Consider the following 18,411-nt stretch of genomic DNA (forward strand, 5'->3'; position numbering starts at 1 on the left):
GGGGCCGGCGGGAGGGGGCATGAGTCCGGCTCCGCCGGAGGGGGCGTCCCTGCCGGGCGGGGACGTGCTGCCCGACCGGGTGCGGACGGCGACATCCCGGTCGAACGCCGGGTCGTTCTCGGTTTACCTGCACGTGCCGTACTGCCGGGTGCGGTGCGGCTACTGCGACTTCAACACGTATACGAATCTGGCCATGGGGCGGGGGGCGTCGGCGGGCGACTACGTGGACACACTGGCGGGCGAGCTGCGCCTGGCGCGGGCGACCATGGACACCGCCGGCCTGCAGCAGCGGGCGGTGCGAACGGTGTTCGTCGGCGGCGGGACGCCGACGATGCTTCCGGTCGGCGACTTGGCCCGGATGGTCGATCTCGTACGCGGTACGTGGGGGCTGGCCGAGGCTGCCGAGGTGACGACGGAGGCGAACCCGGAGACAGTCGACGAACGCTACCTGGCGGGACTGGCGCGAGCCGGATTCACGCGGGTGTCCTTCGGCATGCAGTCGGCGGTACCGCGGGTGCTGGCCGTGCTGGACCGCGTGCACACGCCCGAGCGGGTGCCGAAGGTGGTCCGGTGGGCACGGCGTGCGGGATTGAGCACGAGTCTGGATCTCATCTACGGGGCGCCGGGGGAGTCCGCGGGGGATTGGGCTCGCAGCCTGGATGAGGCGATCGCCATTGGAGCGGACCATGTGAGCGCCTACGCGCTGGTGATCGAGGAGGGCACGAAGATGTGGGCCAGGGTGCGCCGCGGCGAGCTGGAGATGCCCGGAGACGACGATGAGGCCGCCAAGTACGAGATGGCGGATGCGATTCTGGCGGCGGCCGGGTATGAGTGGTATGAGATTTCGAACTGGGCGAGGCCGGGGCGCGAATGCCGGCACAATGAGGCGTATTGGCGTGACTGGGACTGGTGGGGTGCTGGTCCGGGGGCGCATTCGCACCTGGGGGATGTGCGCATGTGGAATGTCAAGCATCCGGTGGCCTGGGCCGGTCGGGTGCGGTCCGGGCGTCTGCCGGTGGCCGGGCACGAGGTGGTCGACACCGGGGCGCGTGAGCTGGAGCGGGTCATGCTCGGAATCCGCATGCGTGAGGGCCTGGAGCTGGCGCGTCTGGTGCGCATCGGGCGGGACGGAGCCGAGCCGACGATGTCGGACGGGACGCCGAGGCGGCTCGTGCCCGTGGTGAGCCGGCTTGTGGATGATGGCCTGCTCGACGACGCCGCCCCGGCTGGTCGTGCGGTGCTCACTCTGCGCGGCCGGCTCATGGCCGACCATGTCACCCGGGAGCTCGTGGGGTGAGACCGGTCTTCCTGCTCCGATCGCCCTCCGGGGTGGATGTCACGATGCTGGAGGCGACGCCCGGTTCGGCCCTTCGGCGGCGCCCGCACCGCCGTCGGGCACGAGTCTGGAGATGCCGTAGCCGAGCCAGAACAGGATGAGCCCGGTCAGAAGCGTCCCCAGGTAGTAGGCGGGCTGACCGAGCGAGCCGAGCACCGGCATGCTCCGCTGGAAGAAGTAGTCGCCGTCCGTGATCGCATTGGCCGCCACCGCTACGAGCGAGAAAACAACCATCCACGCGAAGGCTCGTCCCAGGGCGCGCCTGCTCGGCCTCCAGTCGGTCGTCACCCATGCCAGCACCGGCATGAGCAGGGTGATGACGTGGTTGATCAGGAAGCTCCAGCCGAACAGATTGGTGATCGGTGAGATGTCCTGCGGGTAGGAGAAGCTGAACCACGCCCACAGGCTGAAGTAGAACAGCACGTCCATGACGCGCTCGGACCCGGTCGCCAGATAGACGACGCACAGGAGTGCCGACACCCGTGAGATGTGCAAGGGCAGCACCTGCGCCCAGCCCCACCCTGTCGCCACGTATACGCCGTACATCAGCATCTGCTGCATCACTGAGACGATGAGCACCCCTGCGCGCACCTGCCGGGCGTGCTCGCGCACCCAGCGCCGGCAGCCGATGAGGAGAGCCGCGGCGAGCACGAGCAGCGCGACGTACATGAGGTGGTCCGGGCCACCGATGGGGATCGGCTCCGCCGTCAGGGAGAAGAAGCGCTTCACGCTGCCATGCTACTGAGCGCCCTGAGAGCCGTCGAAGGAACGCTGCCGCCCTTACAGTCCCTGGGCGCGAAGCTCCTTCATCGCCATGACGCGGTTCTTGCGGTCCAGACGGTCGATGTACAGGCGCCCCTCGAGATGGTCGCACTCGTGCTGGATGCAGCGCCCCATGAGCTCCTCGCCCTCGACGATCACTTCCTTGCCGTCCAGGTCGGTGCCCACGGCACGGGCGTACCATGCGCGCTTGGTCGGATACCACAGGCCCGGCACGGACAGGCAGCCCTCCTCCCCGTCCTGGTACTCCTCGAAGTTCAACTCGTCGATCCTCGGGTTGAGGATGTAGCCGATCCGGTCATCGATGTTCCATGAGAAGGCGCGCATGCCCACGCCGATCTGATTGGCCGCCAGCCCCGCGCGCCCGTCCTCGTCGACTGTTTCGAGCAGATCCTCGACGAGCGCCTTGACACTCTCGTCGATGTCCGTGATCCACTCGCACTGCGTGCGCAGGACGGGATCGCCGATGATGCGGATGTCGCGGTAAGCCATGGGCGCATCCTCGCACGAACGCTCACGGCCGAGCTCATCGCGCGCCCGGCGCCGCTGCGCGCGCCGACGCATGCCGGCCCGGTGGGCCGATAGCATGGCCGCATGCGTCTGCCTCGCCGTCGTTCATCCGCCGCCCTGCCGTCCCGTCTGGCGCGAATGGCCGCCGCCTCCGAACCGGTCCTGGGCGCCGTCCCCCTCGACGAGGCCGGGGGACGATGGGCCGTTGCCGCTCCGAGCGGCGTCATCATTCTCGATGAGGACGGCATCGACGTCCGCCATGCCTGGGATCGGATCAACCGCGGGACCTGGGACGCCCGGGAGCGCACCTTCACACTCGAACTCCTCGATGAGGCCGAGCCGCTGGTCCTGGTCGTGCCCGACCGCGTCTCGACCGCGACGGAGGACGGGCGCGACGGCGAGCGCGCTGTCGAGGAGAAGATGTTCGCCCTGGCCCTGCGTCAGCGCGTCAACGCGGCGATCATCCACCACGCGTCCGCCACTCTGCCCGATGGGCGGCGGATCACGGCCAGTGTGCGCCGCCGTCCCGACGGCGTTCTCTATTCGGTCACCGATCCGCCCGTCGGCGGTGGGGATGCGGACCGGGAACTCGGCCTCGACGACATCGACGCTCTCACCTCCCTGGAGGATCGTGTCCGCGACGCTGTGGGGCTGCCCACAACGTGACATGCACGCGTCATCACAACGGTTCCGGTCCGAGAAGGGATTCGACGTCAGCGGCGCCGGTTGCTAAAGTTCACTGCGCGTCGAGCGCCATTCCCGCGTAGCTCAATGGCAGAGCATCCGACTGTTAATCGGACGGTTATTGGTTCGAGTCCAATCGCGGGAGCCGGCAGGGGTCCGACCGGGTACGGTCGGACCCCTTCGTCGGTCGGCCCGCCGGCCCCGTCCCTTCGCCCGGGCCCGGCCTCTCGCCGGCCCCGGGCGAAGGGACGGGGCCCGGCACCCCGCTCTCACCGGGGCGGTCGGCCCGCGATGGCCCCGCGGGCTGTGCGACGCGCGTGTCGTGAACCGGTCTGTTCGTGCCATCAGCGTGCTCTAACCGTTACGATCTGGGTGATGACCGATACGCCAGCACCTGAAGCCCCCGCCGCCCCGATCACCGAGGACTCGGCCCATGCGGGTCACGACCGCCCCGTGCCAACAGGCGGCCGCGACAGCACCGACGAGGGCCGCAAGCTCGTCATCGCCTCCGCCTACGGGGCGCCGGACGCGGACGAGTGGGTCGCCGACGCCCGCCGGATGGGCGTGACCGTCATGCGTCTGACCGACATCGTTGAGACCGGCCTCGAGGATTGCCTGAACGACCCCGAGGGCAAGTACGAGGAGATGGACCTCAAGGCTCGAACGGCCGCCGATGCCGGCATGGGCGTCGTCCTGGACCTGTCGTTCATACGGAACGCGGCGATCAGGGCGGGACGCAACCCTTACAAGGAGGATTTCGACTGGAGCACCTACGTCGCGCCGCTGCTCGCACGCCCTTTCCCCACTGGTGGCACCTACGGCACCAGCGAGCACATCGTCTACGTCTCCCTGCCCGGCGAGCCCCACGTCGATTGGGGCGATGACCCCAATGAGAAAGCCGACACAGCCGAGGACCTCATCGCCTTCTACCAGCGTCTGGCCCGCGTGGTGCGCCGCGCCGGCGTGGACCGGCCTGTGGCGGCGGGGGGTTTCATTCACCATACGGCCGATGGCAACGGCACTGACGCCGGTTTGGACATCACCGCCGTCTACAGCCTGATCGAGATCGACGTGTGCACCACCCACGCCTACGACCAGGACTCCCTTGACGCCCTGCCCATGCTGACGCGCTACGCCCACGCGTTGGGCAAGCCCTTCATCCTGGAGGAGACCGGACGCAATGCCGAGGGGTACTCCGACGCCGGGCGGGCCGACTGGTTCGCTCGCGTTCGGGAGGCCTGCGCCGACGCCGGCGTCGACGGCGTCGGCGTGTGGAACGTGGGTCAGGGCGGCGGCTTCGATGTCCGGCCCCCGAGGCACCCGCTGGCCGCCGCCGCCATGCGGCGCATGGCCGATGTCGTGATCCCGGAGGCTCTCGTCGCCCAGGAGGAGGAGGGACTGGAGCCGCACGGGCAGCACGCCGCGACCGCTGACAGCGCGGCCAGTGCCGTAAGCGCGGCCAGTGCGGGCACACCCGACGAAGGGACCTCAGGGGACGCCGCCGTGGCGGAGGGCGGGGCTGCGACCGCTCGTGCCGCCGTGGCGGAGGGCACGCCCGGCGGGGCGGCGGGGCGGCGGGATGTCGTGGCGCCCGGGGAGGTTGCGAGCGCGCCGGGCGAGCCGGATGCGTCGGATGCGCGACCCGATCCCGCGACAGCCGATTCCGCCGACGGGTTCGGCGCGGGCGCTGCAGCGGGAGTCGCCCTCACCGATGGCGACCAGCCCGGCGCGGTGAGGGCCGAGGATGTCACTGCTCACACGTCCCCCTCCCGCCTCGACGCCGCGGGAGTGCCCGAGTCCGCGAGCCCCGGGGAAGCGCCCCGGGCGGCCACGGCTGACGAGCCCGACGACGATGGCGCACGCGTGCAGGGAGTTCTGGCGAGCGATGCCGATCCCGGCGAGGGTGATGAGGCCGGCGATGCCGGCACCGGCGAACCGTCTGATACCTCCGACGCTGCTGGTGCCTCATCGGCCGATGTCGAGCCGCCGGAAGAGCCGGCGGGCGGCGCGGCGGTGGCCGGCTCCGTCTCCGTCGATCGAGGGTCTCCCGCTGCTGAGGGGGAGGCCGCCGCCCCCGCGCTGAGCAGCGGGGCTCCGGCTCCGACCGAGCCTGCGCCGAGTTCCGATGCCCCCACGTCCGCGCCTGTTGGGGGAACCTTCGCCCGCGGCGGGGAGGAAGCCGCCATTTGGCGAAGCGTTATGGCTGCACGGAACGCGGAGGCGGCTCATGGCGTCCGGAGCGGGCGCGCGGCGGTCGCCGATGAGGGTGGGTCGGCCGAGGACTCCACCGTCCGGGGCGCCGTCGCACGTGAGAATGCCGACACCGACGGCGGTGATGGCAGGGCCGCCGCACGCCGCGTTGCCGCGACGGCCGACGAACCGGTCGACGAGGACGAGAGCGAGTCCGCCGACGCCGATCGGCGGGAGAACACCACTGCGCACGAGGACGGCGGGAACTGAGGCACCTTTGCGAGGACCGGGCCGCCGCGGGATCTGCGCTCCTGCGGGCCGGCCCGCGGGTGCGCAGATCCCGCTGCTCTGGACGACGCCTGTGCTCCGCGCTCTGCGGGAGCTTCGAACCCGCCTGGACCTGGCCGCCGCTGTCTGGCACGATAGTGGCGCACGCCGCGTGCTTCACATTGAACGCCCGGTACGAGTCGAGACCGTTGGGGAAGGCGAATCTCGAAACGACCAGGAGGCGATCCATGGTGAACGGTGCCTACACCCGCGGTGTACTTTTCGTGCACTCCGCGCCCCGTGCGCTGTGCCCGCACATCGAGTGGGCGGGTGCCGAGGTTCTCGGCTCCCGTATCCACCTCGACTGGACAGAGCAGCCTGCTGCTCCCGGGATGATGCGCGCCGAGACGAGCTGGGTCGGCCAGGTCGGGACCGGCGCGCGACTCACCAGTGCCCTGCGCGGCTGGGCGAACCTGCGTTACGAGGTCACCGAGGAGGCCTCGCCCGGTAACGACGGCGGCCGTTGGTCGCACACCCCCGATCTGGGGATCTTCCACGCCCAGACGGACGTGCACGGCAACGTCGTCGTCCCCGAGGACCGCATCCGTGCTGCCCTGCTTCACGCTGAGGAGCCGGCGGCCATGCGCCGTCAGCTCGACTTGGCGCTGGGGCAGGCCTGGGACGATGAGCTCGAGCCGTTCCGCTACGCCGGCGCCGGCGCGCCGGTCCGCTGGCTTCACCGGGTGGGGTGAAGCGCACGACGCTCATGGCTCTGCGGGGTGCAGCGGGGGCGGGCCCCACTCGCATCTCAGCGGGAGAGGACCAGGACGACGTTGTGACCGCCGAAGCCGAAGGATGTGCTCACCGCCGTCGTGAGTCCGGGGGCCCGGCGCCCGTGCGGCCCCACGATATCGAGACCGAGTCGGCTGATCTCGGGGTCGATTCCGCCGGGCAGGAGCGTCGGGGGCAGCCACTCCTCGTTCAGAGCCATGACCGTCAGAACCGCTTCCAGGCCGCCCGCTCCCCCCAGAAGGTGGCCGGTGAGCGACTTGGTGGCCGAGACCGCTGCGCCCGGCATCGTACGCGCCAGGACCTCGGCCTCGACTCGGTCCCCGACAGGGGTGGACGTCGCGTGCGCGTTGACGTGCCCGACGCGCCCGGAGGGAATGCCCGAGCGCTCCAGGGCCAGGTGCAGCGCGCGCTCCTGCTGAGCCCCTCCCGGTTCGGGCCGGGCGACGTCGAAGGCGTCCGCCGTGACCGCGGCGCCGGCCAGGACGGCGAGAACTCGGGCTCCCCGGGCCTTCGCGTGGGCCGCGGACTCGAGGACGAGCACGCCCGCGCCCTCCCCGAGCACGAAGCCGTCGCGGTCGGGAGCGAAGGGGCGACTGGCGGTGGACGGGTCGTCGTTGCGCCTCGAGAGCGCTCGCATGGAGGCGAAGGCCGCCACGGCCATGGGATGCAGCGCCGCGTCGGTTCCGCCGGCTACGACGATGTCGGCGCGTCCCAGCGCGATGAGATCCGCGCCGTAGGCGATGGCCTCGGCCCCCGAGGCGCAGGCCGACACGGGGGAGTGGACGCCGCCTCGAGCTCCGAGCTCGATGCCGATGGCAGCGGCGGGCGCGTTGGGCATGAGGGCGGGTATCGCCGTGGGCGGAACCCGACGCGGCCCATGTTCGCGCGCGGTGTCCCAGGCCTCCATGACGGAGCGGACCGGCCCCATTCCGGGTGAGAGCGATACGGCCAGCCGCTCACTGTCGACTTCGGGGCTGCCGGCCCGCTCCCATGCCTCGCGGGAGGCCAGCAGGGCGCATTGGCTGGCACGGTCCAGGCGTCGGCGCTCCCGAGGCGTCAGCAGAGGCGTCGGTTCGACGCTCAGCGGAGCCGCGAGCCTAACCGGCAGTTGCGGGTCCAGCGTCGGCGATGCGTCGAACCTACGGACCGCGCACTGTGATGCGCGCAGGGCTGCCCATGTGGAGGCGACGTCACCGCCCAGGGGGTTGGTGGTGCCCAGCCCGGTCACAACGACTGCACGGTCGGGCCGGCCGCCGATCCCGGGACCTCTCGGGAGGGCCGTAGGAGTCACCTCACGCCTTCTGCTCGGCCACGAGGTCGACCAGCGCGCCCACCGTCGGCAGGGTGGTGATCAGGGAGTCGTCCAGGGTCACTCCCAGACGCTCCTCGACCTGAGTGGCGATGGTGAGCAGGCCGAGAGAGTCGATGTCGAGGTCGTCGACGAAGCGCGACTCCCGGTCGACGAGCGCGGCCTCCACTCCGGCCTCCTCGGCGGTGATCTCGGTGACGACGGTGAGGATGTCGATGGGCATGTCAGCCATGAGGGCCTCCTTCGGCTCGGTCCGAACGGCACGGCGCCGCTGCGGGCACCATTGTCGCCCACCGTCGGGGCCCGCTGACCGGCGGGATCCGACGGACGGTTGCGACCCGGTCGACACGGCGGCGTCCTCAGTCGTCCGAGTCCGCGTCCAGGCGGCTGATAATGACGGCCATGTGGAGCATGAGTCCATCGCGCGGGTCGGTGGCGTCCCAGCCGACCTGTTCGCTGACGCGTCCCAGCCGATAGCGGACGGTGTTGGCGTGCACGAACAGGGTGCGGGCGGTGGCCTCCAGACTCCCGCCCAGCGCCAGGTAGGTCGCCACTGTTTCCTCGAAGGGCGAACCCATGACGTGCAGAGGTCGACCGACCAGGGCGGTGATCTGTTCGGCGGCCAGTTCGTCGCCGGCCAGGAGCCGTTCGGGCAGCAGATCGTCGGCGTGGACGGGGTTGGGCGCCTCGGCCCACCCGGGGAGCGCCCGCAGGCCCGCCAGCGCCGATCGCAGGGAGCGGCCGGCCTGGCTGATACCGGCGACGACGGGGCCGATGACGGCGGCGGCATCGAGTTTTCCCGCCACTTCGAGCGCCACCTTGTCGATGGCCTGATCAGGATCGGCCCTCCTGCTCTTCAGAGGACGCACGCTCGGCGGTGTGGGCGGCCCTCCCAGGACCACGATGACGGAGTCCCCGCGCACCGAGACCAGGCTGTCGGTGGTGATCTGACGGCAAGTGTGGCGCAGGTGAGAGGTCGCCATGGCGTCCAGTCCCGTACGGGCCGCGATGGCGACCACGGGGCCGGTGCCGCGCCAGCCGGCGGTGCCGGCCCTGCTAGCGGCGTCCGAGGGGGAGTCGTGAAGCATCGCGTCCACGGCGACGGATTCCAGGCGCGCGTCCCAGGCTCCGCGGGCCTCGGCGGCGTGCGCATACACCTCGGCGGCGGCGAAGCCGACGTCGCGTCCGAATGTCAGCACCAGAATACGGACCGCATTGTGGTCCTGCGCGGGGACCACCTGGGGCGCTTCGTCGACGACGACGTCCAGGACGGTGCGCACCAGCGCCAGGGTCTGCTCGAGCGTGATGGTGCCGGTCAGCGCGGCGGGCGCCACGTTGAAGATGCGCGACGGCATGACGGCAGCGTCGGGCGTCTCCACGGAGTCCACGAACATCGTCACGCCCAGGCGTGCGACGGACTCGATCTGGCGTCTGGGCGCCTCGGGCAGCGTGCGGTACCACGGGTGCGCGGCGCTGATGCGATCGAGGGAGTGTTCGATAATGATGTTCTGTGCCTGCCTCAGGGAAGCCACTGCAGGGGTGCTGAGCTCATCCATACTGTGGATGGTACAGAGCACTCTTTGCGGAAGCGGGCTTCCCTACCCCCGGGCAGGATGCTGCTGCCCGAGCGCCGGGGCGCGCGCCGCGGCCTAAGGCGTCACGGCATCTTATCGGTGCCTCCTCGCCTTCTGGGGGCGGGTAGTGTGGCCCACGGCATGGATGCGGGGCGGCGTGCCCGCCCGGTCCGCCGGGTCCGGTTGAGACGACGCGCGGTACATTCGCAGAAGCAGGAGCAGGAGCAACGATGACACGAGCCACCCGCACCGAGGAGGACCTTCTCGGAGCGCGTCAGGTCCCCCTGGAGGCCTACTGGGGCGTCCACACGCTGCGGGCCACGGAGAATTACCGCATCTCCGGATCGACCGTCGGCGAGGAGCCGGCCTTTGTGCGCGGCATGGTTCAGGTCAAGAAGGCCTCAGCCCTGGCCAACCGGGAACTGGGCACCCTCACCTCCGAAGTGGCGGAGGCCATCGTGTGGGCATGCGATCAGATCCTGGAAGCCGACCGGTGCCTCGACCAGTTCCCCATCGACGTCTTCCAAGGCGGCGCGGGAACGAGTCTCAACATGAACACCAACGAGGTTGTCGCCAACCTCGCCCTGGAGCACCTGGGCTATGCCAAGGGCCGTTACGACATCGTCCACCCCAACGACCACGTCAACAAGTCCCAGTCGACCAACGACGCCTACCCCACGGGCTTCCGGCTGGGCCTGTACGCGGCGGTGCAGGCCCTGGAGGCGGAGCTGTGCGAACTCATCGACGCCATTCTGGGCAAGTCACGGCAGTTCGCCGACGTGCTCAAAATGGGGCGCACCCAGCTGCAGGATGCGGTGCCGATGAGCCTGGGGCAGGAGTTCAAGGCCTTCGCCGTGCTCCTGGATGAGGAGGTCGAGCGTCTCATCCACAACTCCGACCTGCTTCTGGAGGTCAACCTGGGTGCCACGGCCATCGGTACGGGGCTCAATACCCCTCCGGGGTACCAGGAGGCGGCGGTGCGTCACCTGCGCGAGATCACGGGCCTGGATATCAAGGGGGCCGCGAATCTCCTCGAGGCCACGAGTGACACCGGCGCCTACGTCTCCATGCACGCCGCGATCAAGCGCCTGGCGGTCAAGCTCTCCAAGATCTGCAACGACCTGCGTCTGCTGTCATCCGGCCCGCGGGCGGGCCTGGGAGAGATCCGCCTGCCGGAGAGGGCGGCCGGCTCCTCGATCATGCCGGCGAAGGTCAACCCCGTGATTCCCGAGGTCGTCAACCAGGTGTGCTTCAAGGTCATCGGCAACGACGTCGCGCTGACCTTCGCCGCCGAGGCGGGGCAGCTCCAGCTCAATGTCATGGAGCCGGTCATCGGTCAGACGAGCTTCGAGTCGATCAGTCTTCTGCGCAATGCGATGCGTACGCTGCGCGAGCTGTGCATCATCGGTATCGAGGCGAACGAAGCGGTGTGCCGTGATAACGTGCTGGGTTCCATCGGCATCGTCACCTACCTCAATGAGGTTATCGGCCACCACAACGGCGACCTGGTGGGACGCGAGTGCGCATGCTCGGGCCGTAGCGTGCGGGAGGTGGTTCTGGAGATGGGGTTGCTGGACGAGGACGTCCTCGACGAGCTGCTCAGTGTGGAGAACCTTTTACGGCCCCGCTACCGGGACACGAGCCACTACTCCGGCTCCGATCCGTCGGTGCCGGTGGACGGGACGCCACCGGAGCAGGATCGGTAGCCCGGAGCGGTGGAGGCCGTCGCGCGTCGCATCTGGCGGGGCGACGGCCTCGGACGGGGGGTGCCGCGCAGCCGCACGCTCGTATTGCGCGGGTGCGATGCGGCCCCTGCCCGTGGCCGGCGGGACAGGGCCCAGAGCCCCTGCCCGCCCGCACGAGTCGTACGGAGACGTTCTGCGGTTCAGGAGTCGCCGCCCTGGGCGCCCGAGCGTCCCGCGTTCACGTTGCCCAGGTCGTAGCGCTCCACGGCTCGCCGTACCGCGCTGCGGTCGAACCGACCCTCGTCGGCGAGGGCCCGAAGCGCCTTGACGACGACTGATTCGGCATCGATGAGGTAGTGACGACGGGCAGCGGCCCGCGTGTCGGAGAATCCGTAGCCGTCGGCCCCCAGGACGTCATAGCGGCCGGGAACCCAGGGGCGGATGAGGTCGGGCAGAGCGTGGTCGAAGTCGCTGGTGGCGATGAAGGGCCCCTGCGCTCCGGTGAGCTTGTCGACCAGGTAGGGCACGCGCTGAGCACCCGACAGGAGATTCTCCCGCTCCACTGCGAGCGCCTCGCGGCGCAGCTCGCCCCAGGAGGTCACCGACCACACCGAGGCGCGCACGTTCCAGTCCTCGACCAGGAGGCGGCGGGCCTCGAGGACCCACGGCACGGCCACGCCGGAGGCGAGCAGCTGGACCTCGGGTCCATCGCCCTCGGGAGCGTCGGCGATCTTGTGGATACCCTTGATGATGCCCTCGACGTCGACCCCGGCCGGCTCGGCGGGCTGGACCATCGGCTCGTTGTAAACCGTCAGGTAGTACATGACGTCGCGATTGCGGTTCGTCTCCGGGCCGTACCAGCGTTCCAGAGCGTCGCGCACGATGTGCCGGATCTCGTAGGCGTAGGCCGGATCGTAGGAGACGAACGCATCGTTCGTCCAGGCCAGGAGCGGGGAGTGGCCATCCATGTGCTGGGTGCCCTCACCGGTCAGGGTCGTGCGTCCCGCCGTCGCGCCGATGACGAAGCCGCGGGTCAGCTGGTCCCCTGCGGCCCACAGCTGGTCGCCGGTGCGCTGGAAGCCGAACATGGAGTAGAAGATGTAGACGGGGATCATCGGCTGGCCGTGGGTGGCATAGCTCGTGCCCGCGACCTGGAATAGCGAGGCGCTTCCGGCCTCGTTGATGCCGGTGTGCATGATCTGTCCGGATTCGGATTCACGGTAGGACAGCATCATGTCGGCGTCCACCGGCGTGTAACTCTGCCCCTGGGTGTTGAAGATCTTCTTGGTGGGGAAGAGGGATTCCAGGCCGAAGGTGCGCGACTCGTCGGGGACGATCGGCACGATGCGTCGTCCGATGTTCTTATCCTTGATGAGTTCCTTGAGCAGACGCACGAAGGCCATTGTCGAGGCGACCTCCTGCTTGCCCGAACCGCCCTTGAGAATGCTGTAGGTCTTGTCTCCGGGCAGCTCGAGACGGGAGCCGACGTCACGGCGCTCGGGCAGAAAACCGCCGAGCTGCTGGCGACGCTCGAGCATGTAGAGCAGCGCCGGGTCATCGGGGTCGGGCCGGTAGTAGGGGGGCATGTAGGGGTCGGCCTCGAGCGCCTCGTCCGTAATCGGGATGTGCAGACGGTCCCGCAGACCCTTGAGGTCGTCAACCTTGAGCTTCTTCATCTGGTGGGTGGCATTGCGCCCGGCGAAGTGGGAACCCAGGAGGTAGCCCTTGACGGTGTGGGCGAGGATGACCGTGGGCTGCCCCTTGTGCTCGGTGGCGGCCTTGTAGGCGGCGTACATCTTGCGGTAGTCGTTGCCGCCGCGTTGAAGGGCCCAAATCTCGTCGTCGGTCCAGTCCTTGACCAGCTCGGCCGTGCGCGGGTCCCGGCCGAAGAAGTGCTTGCGCACGTAGGCGCCGTCATTGGCCTTGAAGGTCTGGTAGTCGCCGTCGAGGGTCTCCATCATGAGGTGCTCGAGGGCGTGGTCCTTGTCGGCGGCCAGCAGCTGGTCCCAGCCGCGGCCCCAGATCACCTTGATGACATTCCAGCCGGCACCCTTGAAGAAGGCCTCGAGCTCCTGAATGATCTTGCCGTTGCCACGCACGGGGCCGTCGAGGCGCTGCAGATTGCAGTTGATGACGAAGGTGAGATTGTCCAACTGCTGGGAGGCGGCCAGCTGGAGCATGCCGCGAGATTCGGGCTCGTCCATCTCGCCGTCGCCCAGGAATGCCCAAGTGCGCTGGGCGGAGGTGTCCTTGATGCCCGCGCCGGCGAGATACCTGTCGAACCAGGCCTGGTAGATGGCCTCGGAGGGGCCCAGACCCATGGAGACGGTGGGGTACTCCCAGAAATCGTTCATGCGGCGCGGGTGCGGGTAGGAGGGCAGTCCGCGGCCGCCGGCGGGCCTGGAGTACTCCTGACGGAAACCATCCAGGTCGGCCTCGCTCAGACGTCCCTCGAGGAAGGCTCGGGCGTAATTGCCGGGAGAGGCGTGGCCCTGGAAGAAGATGTGATCCCCGCCCCCGGGATGGTTCTTGCCGCGGAAGAAGTGGTTCATGCCGACTTCGTAGAGCGTGGCGGTCGAGGCGTAGGAGGAGATGTGCCCGCCCACGCCCACTCCGGGGCGCTGGGCGCGCGTGACCATGACGGCCGCGTTCCAGCGCAACCAGCGGCGGTAGGTGCGCTCGGCATCCTCATCGCCAGGGAAGTAGGGCTCGTTCTCCACCGAGATCGTGTTGACGTAGGGAGTGGCGATCTGCACGGGAAGAACGACGTTCTTCTTGCGGGCCTCCGCGAGCATCGACAGGAGGATGTAGCGAGCCCGCGGCCCACCCTTCTCCTGGATGAGGGCGTCGAGAGACTCGTGCCACTCCCTGGTCTCCTCCGGGTCGTTGTCGGTGACTTTGGTCAGAAGGCCGTCGATCAGCGGTGTGGAGTCACTGGTGGGGCTCACGGGTTCCTCTTTCCTCGCGTCTGTGCGGTCCGAGTGCTCGGCGGACGGTGGACCGGCGGCGACGGGCCGGGTACCGGGCGCACCATCGGAAACCGCTCTTGACTGACGGTTCTAAATCTAGGACCTCCGAGTGGACGAGGTCTCCTCCTGACGGGAAGAAAGTCCCACTTCACGTGTGAGGTGAAACACCTGTGACTCGACGACGGACGCGCACCGCCCCGTGCAGCCCGTATCCGCCACAGCCGAAGGCGCGTGTGCGCTTGCGCATGGCGGCCTTCGTGGGGTGGGCTAGGCCTCACGGCTCGACAGGGCCGCGAAGGGGCGTACGCCCAGGAAGGGAGCAGACGATAGTGACGAGCACAGCGGGCGGGGCATTCGGCTTCGCCTCGGGCCTCACCATTCAGGAGTTCGGGTACGACGATGATGTCGATGAGAAGCTCCGCCGGGCGGCGGAGGCCGAGACCGACACCGAGCTCGTTGGTGAGGATTACGAGGACGTGGTCGATTCCGCACTCATCTGGTGGCGCCACGACGACGGTGACGTGGACGACCTGACCGACCTGCTCGTGGACGCGCAGGCCAATCTCGACGGCGACGGCGTGCTGTGGGTGCTCACGCCCAAGGCGCGGACCACGGGTGCTGTTCCGGCCTCCGAGATCGAGGAGGCGGCGGGAACCGCCGGCATGCACGCGACGTCAGCGGCCTCGATGGGGGAGCGCTGGAGCGGCATCCGCATCTCCAGCCGCCGACGTTGAGGTATTCGTCTGACTGCACGGGCCCGGTGCGCAGCTGGGCCTGGTAGCCTCGCTCGCACTCGGCCTCGAGGGGCCGTGGACCTGTAGCTCAGCTGGTAGAGCAACGCGTTTACACCGCGTCGGTCGTCGGTTCGAATCCGGCCGGGTCCACCACACGTTCTTGTACGAACCGTCGGCTCGCAAGGCGGATGTGGACCCGATTCAAGCCGGTATCGCTGAGCCGCTCCTTCCCCGCTCGTAGTCCGGTAGGGCGGGACCCGCCGCCGTGCTGCGCCTCCGCCTGCGAGGAGTCGGACGTATTCTGACGTTCCGGGGGCGGTGCGCGCGGGCGCCGAGAGCCTCGGCTCTTTCCGGGCCCGACGGTCGGCTCCGCGACGATGGGCCCCGTGCGCGAGGATGACGGAATCGCGCCGCGATGCGCACCACGACTGAAACTAGAACTTTGTATTGCGCATGATATCAGGATTATCCTTGAGTATGGTTGTTCGCTACGCCATCATCGCTGATATCGTCGGCTCACGCCGCCTCCCCGACCGCGAGGCCGCGCAGCGCATCTTCCTCGATGTCCTCGTCCGCGCTGGGAAGGGACTCGACCTGCCCGGGGCTCCGTACGCGACCGTGGGCGACGAGTTCCAGGCGGTCGCCTCCGATCTTGCCACGGCGCTCACCCTCACACTGCGCACCCAGCTGCTGCTCCCCAGCAGGCTGTCCTTGCGCTTCGGCGTCGGGCGAGGCGAGGTCCGAGAGGTGGGTGTCGGCGAGGACGCTCCCATCCGGGACGGTCCCGCCTGGTGGCTGGCGCGCGAAGCCATCGACGCCGCCCATGCCGCCCAGGACGCGGGAGTCGACTTCGTCCGCACCCGGGCGCGGCTTGACGCGGAGGAGACCGGCGGCGTCCGAGGCGGCCACGAGGACGAGGGGCCGGCCGCGACGTGCGGGATCCGTGAGCACGAGCAAGTCGTCAACGCGATGCTCACGCTCAGGGATCAGGCCGTCCAACGGATGCGCGAGCGTCCGCGTCGGCTGATGGGGCGTCTCCTCATGGGAGCCACGCAGGCGGAGGCAGCCGGCGCCGAAGGAGTCACCCAGTCGGCCGTCTCAGCGCTGGTGCGGGGAACGGGGGCGGGAGTGCTCCAGGCGCAGACCCTGCTCGCCGACCCGAACGGTGGACGGGGACGGGAGGGGCTCCGATGACGGCTCTGCTGACCCTCCTGCTGGGGGCGACGGCGGTTCTCGTTCCGCCGGGAGCCTCCAGCGATCCGCGCCGCGGGGCCGGGACCCGTTCGGCGCTCGCCCAGAGCGCCGCTCTGGTTCTCGGAGTGCTGCTCGGGATCACTATCCTCCACCTGCCGTGGTGGCAGATCGCCGTGGTCGCGCTGACGGCCGGCCTCTGGGCCGCTCTGGCCCGATTCGCCCCCGGTCCCCGCGTCACCCTCGGCCGCTGGATCGCGGCGATCGCCGTCGTCGCCCTGTGCGCAGCGATTCAGGACGGGCGGGCGGGGGCCGGGGTGCAGCGCCTGGCTGACCTGTGCCGGGCTGCGGGCTGCCTCCTCCTGCTCACAACACCCGCCAATCGCGTCGTTACCGACCTTCTCGGCATCGCCCGCGGGAAGGCTCGAACGCAGAGTACCGACGTGCTCGAACCGGAGCCGGCCCTGCGCGGCGGGCGCTGGATCGGTCCGCTGGAACGCGTTCTCATGCTCCTGCTTGCGAGCACCGGGGCCCACCAGGCAGTCGCCGCCCTCATCGCCGCCAAAGGTGCTATCCGCTTCCCCGAGATCTCCAAGGACAGCACCGAGACCAAGGCCGAGGAGTTCCTCGTCGGCTCCCTCGCCTCGTGGACCCTCGCCGCTCTGGCCGCGGTGCTTCTGACCCGCTGAGCGGCGGACTATCAGGGCGGGCTCTCAGCTCAGTCCCGTCCGAGCTCCGCCGTCGCCGGATCCACCCCTGGGGCCCGGGTCACCAGCTTGTGCCCCCACCACAGGGCGAAGAACACCGGCACACCCGCATAGGACATGAGGATGTCACCCGTAGAGGACCCGGAGGTTGCCGGCCCGTAGGCCTGTCCCACGATGATCGCCACGCAGGCGACCAGGGCAATGACCGTGCCGGCGGGAAAGAACCGCGCCCGGTAGGGCAGCTCGCTCAAGGGTCGCCCCTGAGCCCGCAGGGCCCCGCGGAACTTCCAATGGCACCAGGAGATCCCGGCCCAGGTGATGAAACCCGCCAGGGCTGAGACCGTCAGCAGCAGCTCGTAGGCCCTCCCATCGCCCACCAAGGAGGTCAGGAATCCGGCTAGGCCCACCAGCGTTGTCGCCATCAGGGCGTTGAGCGGCACCTGGTGGCGGCTCAACCGCATTAGGAAGCGCGGGGCGTGACCGTGCTCGGCCAAGGCGAAAAGCATGCGGGTCGAGGAGTACAGACCTGAGGTCCCCGCTGAGAGCACCGAGGTCAGGATGACTGCGTTCATGACGCTGGCCGCCCCCAGCACGCCCGCCCGCTCGAAGACGAGCGTGAAGGGGCTGATCGAGACGTTCTCCTCCGAGGTGTTGAGCAGATTCGGGTCGGTGTAGGGGATGAGGAAGCCGATGACGGCGATCGCCCCAACGTAGAACAATAGGATGCGCCAGAAGATCGTGCGGATCGCCCTGGGTATCGTTGTTTGCGGACGCTCGGCCTCGCCGGCGGCTGTGCCGATGAGCTCGGTGCCCTGGAAGGAGTAGCCGGCCACTAGGAGCACGAGCAGGATTCCCTCCCCGCCGCCCACGAAGGGCGCCTCGTCCCCCGTCCAATTGCCGGTACCCGGGGCCTCGCCCATGATGCCGACGATCATGGCTGTGCCTAGGACGAGGAAGGCGACCACCGCCACGACCTTGATGGTTGCGAACCAGAACTCGCTCTCCCCGTAGGCGCGTGTGGACAGCGCATTGATCCCGAACAGGACGAGCAGGAACAGACCCGACCATACGATCGAGGGGACCTCCGGCAGCCAGTACTTCATCACCAGCGCGGCCGCCACCAGCTCCGCGGCCACCGTGATCGCCCAGTTGAACCAGTAGTTCCAGCCGATGGCGAAGCCGAAGGACGGTGAGACGAAGCGCGTCCCGTACTCGCCGAAGGACCCGGCCACCGGCAGATAGGCGGCCATCTCCCCCAATGACTGCATGATGAGCCACACCATGATGCCGATCGCCGCGTAGGCGACCAGCGCACCGCCGGGGCCGGCCTGGGAGATCGTGGCGCCCGAGGCCACGAACAGGCCGGTGCCGATCGCACCGCCGATGGAGATCATCGTCAGGTGGCGGCTGCGCAGCGAACGGCGCAGGCCTTCGGCGGAAGCGGGCTCCGGCGTCGCGGACGGCTCCGTGCGAGCAGTGGGTGTGGGCATGATGCGTCCCGGGATCGAGGTCGGTGGGCGGAGCGGGGGCGCGCGCCCGAAGCGGCCTCACCCTAGTCTTCTCCGCGGCCAGGCCGGTATTCGGGCCTGCCGCGTCCGGGTCCGGCGACGCCGCCGGCCCCGACGCCTTGGCTGCCGCTGTCTTGAAGTCCTGAAGGGCATCGCTTCGCCCGACGGTCGCGGC

Annotated in this window: 15 protein-coding genes and 2 tRNA genes; 10 read left to right on the plus strand and 7 right to left on the minus strand. The window is 69.3% G+C overall.

All coding sequences use genetic code 11. From position 1 onward, the window contains the following. Positions 1–19: 19 nt before the first annotated feature. Positions 20–1,297 carry a radical SAM family heme chaperone HemW gene (hemW, locus tag HMPREF9062_RS07010; protein ID WP_009749389.1) on the plus strand — a complete coding sequence of 426 codons (1,278 nt, stop codon included), beginning with the start codon at positions 20–22 and terminating at the stop codon, positions 1,295–1,297. Positions 1,298–1,336: 39 nt separating this feature from the next. On the opposite strand, the gene HMPREF9062_RS07015 is transcribed toward hemW, so the two are convergent. After that, the gene (locus HMPREF9062_RS07015; RefSeq protein WP_009749390.1) at positions 1,337–2,065 is read right to left on the minus strand and encodes a TMEM164 family acyltransferase; all 729 of its coding nucleotides are present in this window, start codon (positions 2,063–2,065) and stop codon (positions 1,337–1,339) included. Positions 2,066–2,116: 51 nt separating this feature from the next. Continuing rightward, complete coding sequence (gene def / locus HMPREF9062_RS07020) at positions 2,117–2,608, minus strand: peptide deformylase (RefSeq protein WP_034253915.1); 492 nt, start codon at positions 2,606–2,608, stop codon at positions 2,117–2,119. A gap of 102 nt (positions 2,609–2,710) precedes the next feature. On the opposite strand from def, the gene HMPREF9062_RS07025 reads away from it, so the two are divergent. The 4 genes from HMPREF9062_RS07025 to HMPREF9062_RS07040 all read left to right on the plus strand — a co-directional run bounded on the left by HMPREF9062_RS07025 (position 2,711) and on the right by HMPREF9062_RS07040 (position 6,519). Further along, complete coding sequence (locus tag HMPREF9062_RS07025) at positions 2,711–3,292, plus strand: hypothetical protein (RefSeq protein WP_156789985.1); 582 nt, start codon at positions 2,711–2,713, stop codon at positions 3,290–3,292. Between the two features lie 91 nt (positions 3,293–3,383). Next, positions 3,384–3,455 (plus strand) — tRNA-Asn (locus HMPREF9062_RS07030). 230 nt (positions 3,456–3,685) lie between these two features. Then, positions 3,686–5,770 (plus strand): hypothetical protein, encoded by a 2,085-nt coding sequence (locus HMPREF9062_RS12515; protein ID WP_009749393.1) that lies wholly within the window; start codon positions 3,686–3,688, stop codon positions 5,768–5,770. A gap of 248 nt (positions 5,771–6,018) precedes the next feature. After that, the gene (locus tag HMPREF9062_RS07040) at positions 6,019–6,519 is read left to right on the plus strand and encodes a DUF3145 domain-containing protein (RefSeq protein ID WP_034254829.1); all 501 of its coding nucleotides are present in this window, start codon (positions 6,019–6,021) and stop codon (positions 6,517–6,519) included. Positions 6,520–6,575: 56 nt separating this feature from the next. Here the strand turns inward: HMPREF9062_RS07040 and HMPREF9062_RS07045 are convergent, their stop codons facing one another. From HMPREF9062_RS07045 to HMPREF9062_RS07055, 3 genes are all read right to left on the minus strand, one after another. Then, positions 6,576–7,787: a beta-ketoacyl-[acyl-carrier-protein] synthase family protein gene (locus tag HMPREF9062_RS07045; RefSeq protein ID WP_009749395.1), complete on the minus strand. Its 1,212-nt coding sequence runs from the start codon at positions 7,785–7,787 to the stop codon at positions 6,576–6,578. Between the two features lie 64 nt (positions 7,788–7,851). Then, complete coding sequence (locus HMPREF9062_RS07050; RefSeq protein WP_009749396.1) at positions 7,852–8,100, minus strand: acyl carrier protein; 249 nt, start codon at positions 8,098–8,100, stop codon at positions 7,852–7,854. A gap of 127 nt (positions 8,101–8,227) precedes the next feature. Continuing rightward, positions 8,228–9,424, minus strand: a complete 1,197-nt coding sequence (locus tag HMPREF9062_RS07055) for a PucR family transcriptional regulator (RefSeq protein ID WP_009749397.1) — start codon at positions 9,422–9,424, stop codon at positions 8,228–8,230. Between the two features lie 248 nt (positions 9,425–9,672). On the opposite strand from HMPREF9062_RS07055, the gene aspA reads away from it, so the two are divergent. Continuing rightward, positions 9,673–11,148, plus strand: a complete 1,476-nt coding sequence (gene aspA / locus HMPREF9062_RS07060; protein ID WP_009749399.1) for an aspartate ammonia-lyase — start codon at positions 9,673–9,675, stop codon at positions 11,146–11,148. 179 nt (positions 11,149–11,327) lie between these two features. Here the strand turns inward: aspA and aceE are convergent, their stop codons facing one another. Next, entirely contained in the window at positions 11,328–14,075 is a 2,748-nt protein-coding gene (gene aceE / locus HMPREF9062_RS07065) for a pyruvate dehydrogenase (acetyl-transferring), homodimeric type (protein WP_009749400.1), read from the minus strand. Between the two features lie 350 nt (positions 14,076–14,425). Between aceE and HMPREF9062_RS07070 the strand changes: the two genes are divergently transcribed. The 4 genes from HMPREF9062_RS07070 (at position 14,426) to HMPREF9062_RS07085 (ending at position 16,710) form a co-directional block, all read left to right on the plus strand. Then, on the plus strand, positions 14,426–14,830 hold the full coding sequence (locus HMPREF9062_RS07070) for a DUF3052 domain-containing protein (RefSeq protein ID WP_009749401.1): 405 nt from the start codon (positions 14,426–14,428) through the stop codon (positions 14,828–14,830). Positions 14,831–14,907: 77 nt separating this feature from the next. Beyond that, positions 14,908–14,983: transfer RNA gene (locus HMPREF9062_RS07075), tRNA-Val, on the plus strand. Positions 14,984–15,307: 324 nt separating this feature from the next. Beyond that, positions 15,308–16,024 carry a SatD family protein gene (locus tag HMPREF9062_RS07080; RefSeq protein WP_009749402.1) on the plus strand — a complete coding sequence of 239 codons (717 nt, stop codon included), beginning with the start codon at positions 15,308–15,310 and terminating at the stop codon, positions 16,022–16,024. Beyond that, on the plus strand, positions 16,021–16,710 hold the full coding sequence (locus HMPREF9062_RS07085; protein ID WP_009749403.1) for a beta-carotene 15,15'-monooxygenase: 690 nt from the start codon (positions 16,021–16,023) through the stop codon (positions 16,708–16,710). The genes HMPREF9062_RS07080 and HMPREF9062_RS07085 overlap by 4 nt, the downstream gene beginning before the upstream one ends. 29 nt (positions 16,711–16,739) lie before the next feature. Here HMPREF9062_RS07085 and HMPREF9062_RS07090 read toward each other — a convergent pair whose 3' ends face one another. After that, on the minus strand, positions 16,740–18,218 hold the full coding sequence (locus tag HMPREF9062_RS07090; RefSeq protein WP_009749404.1) for an amino acid permease: 1,479 nt from the start codon (positions 18,216–18,218) through the stop codon (positions 16,740–16,742). Positions 18,219–18,411 lie beyond the last annotated feature (193 nt).

The sequence above is a fragment of the Actinomyces sp. oral taxon 448 str. F0400 genome (assembly GCF_000220835.1).
Classification (GTDB): domain Bacteria; phylum Actinomycetota; class Actinomycetes; order Actinomycetales; family Actinomycetaceae; genus Actinomyces.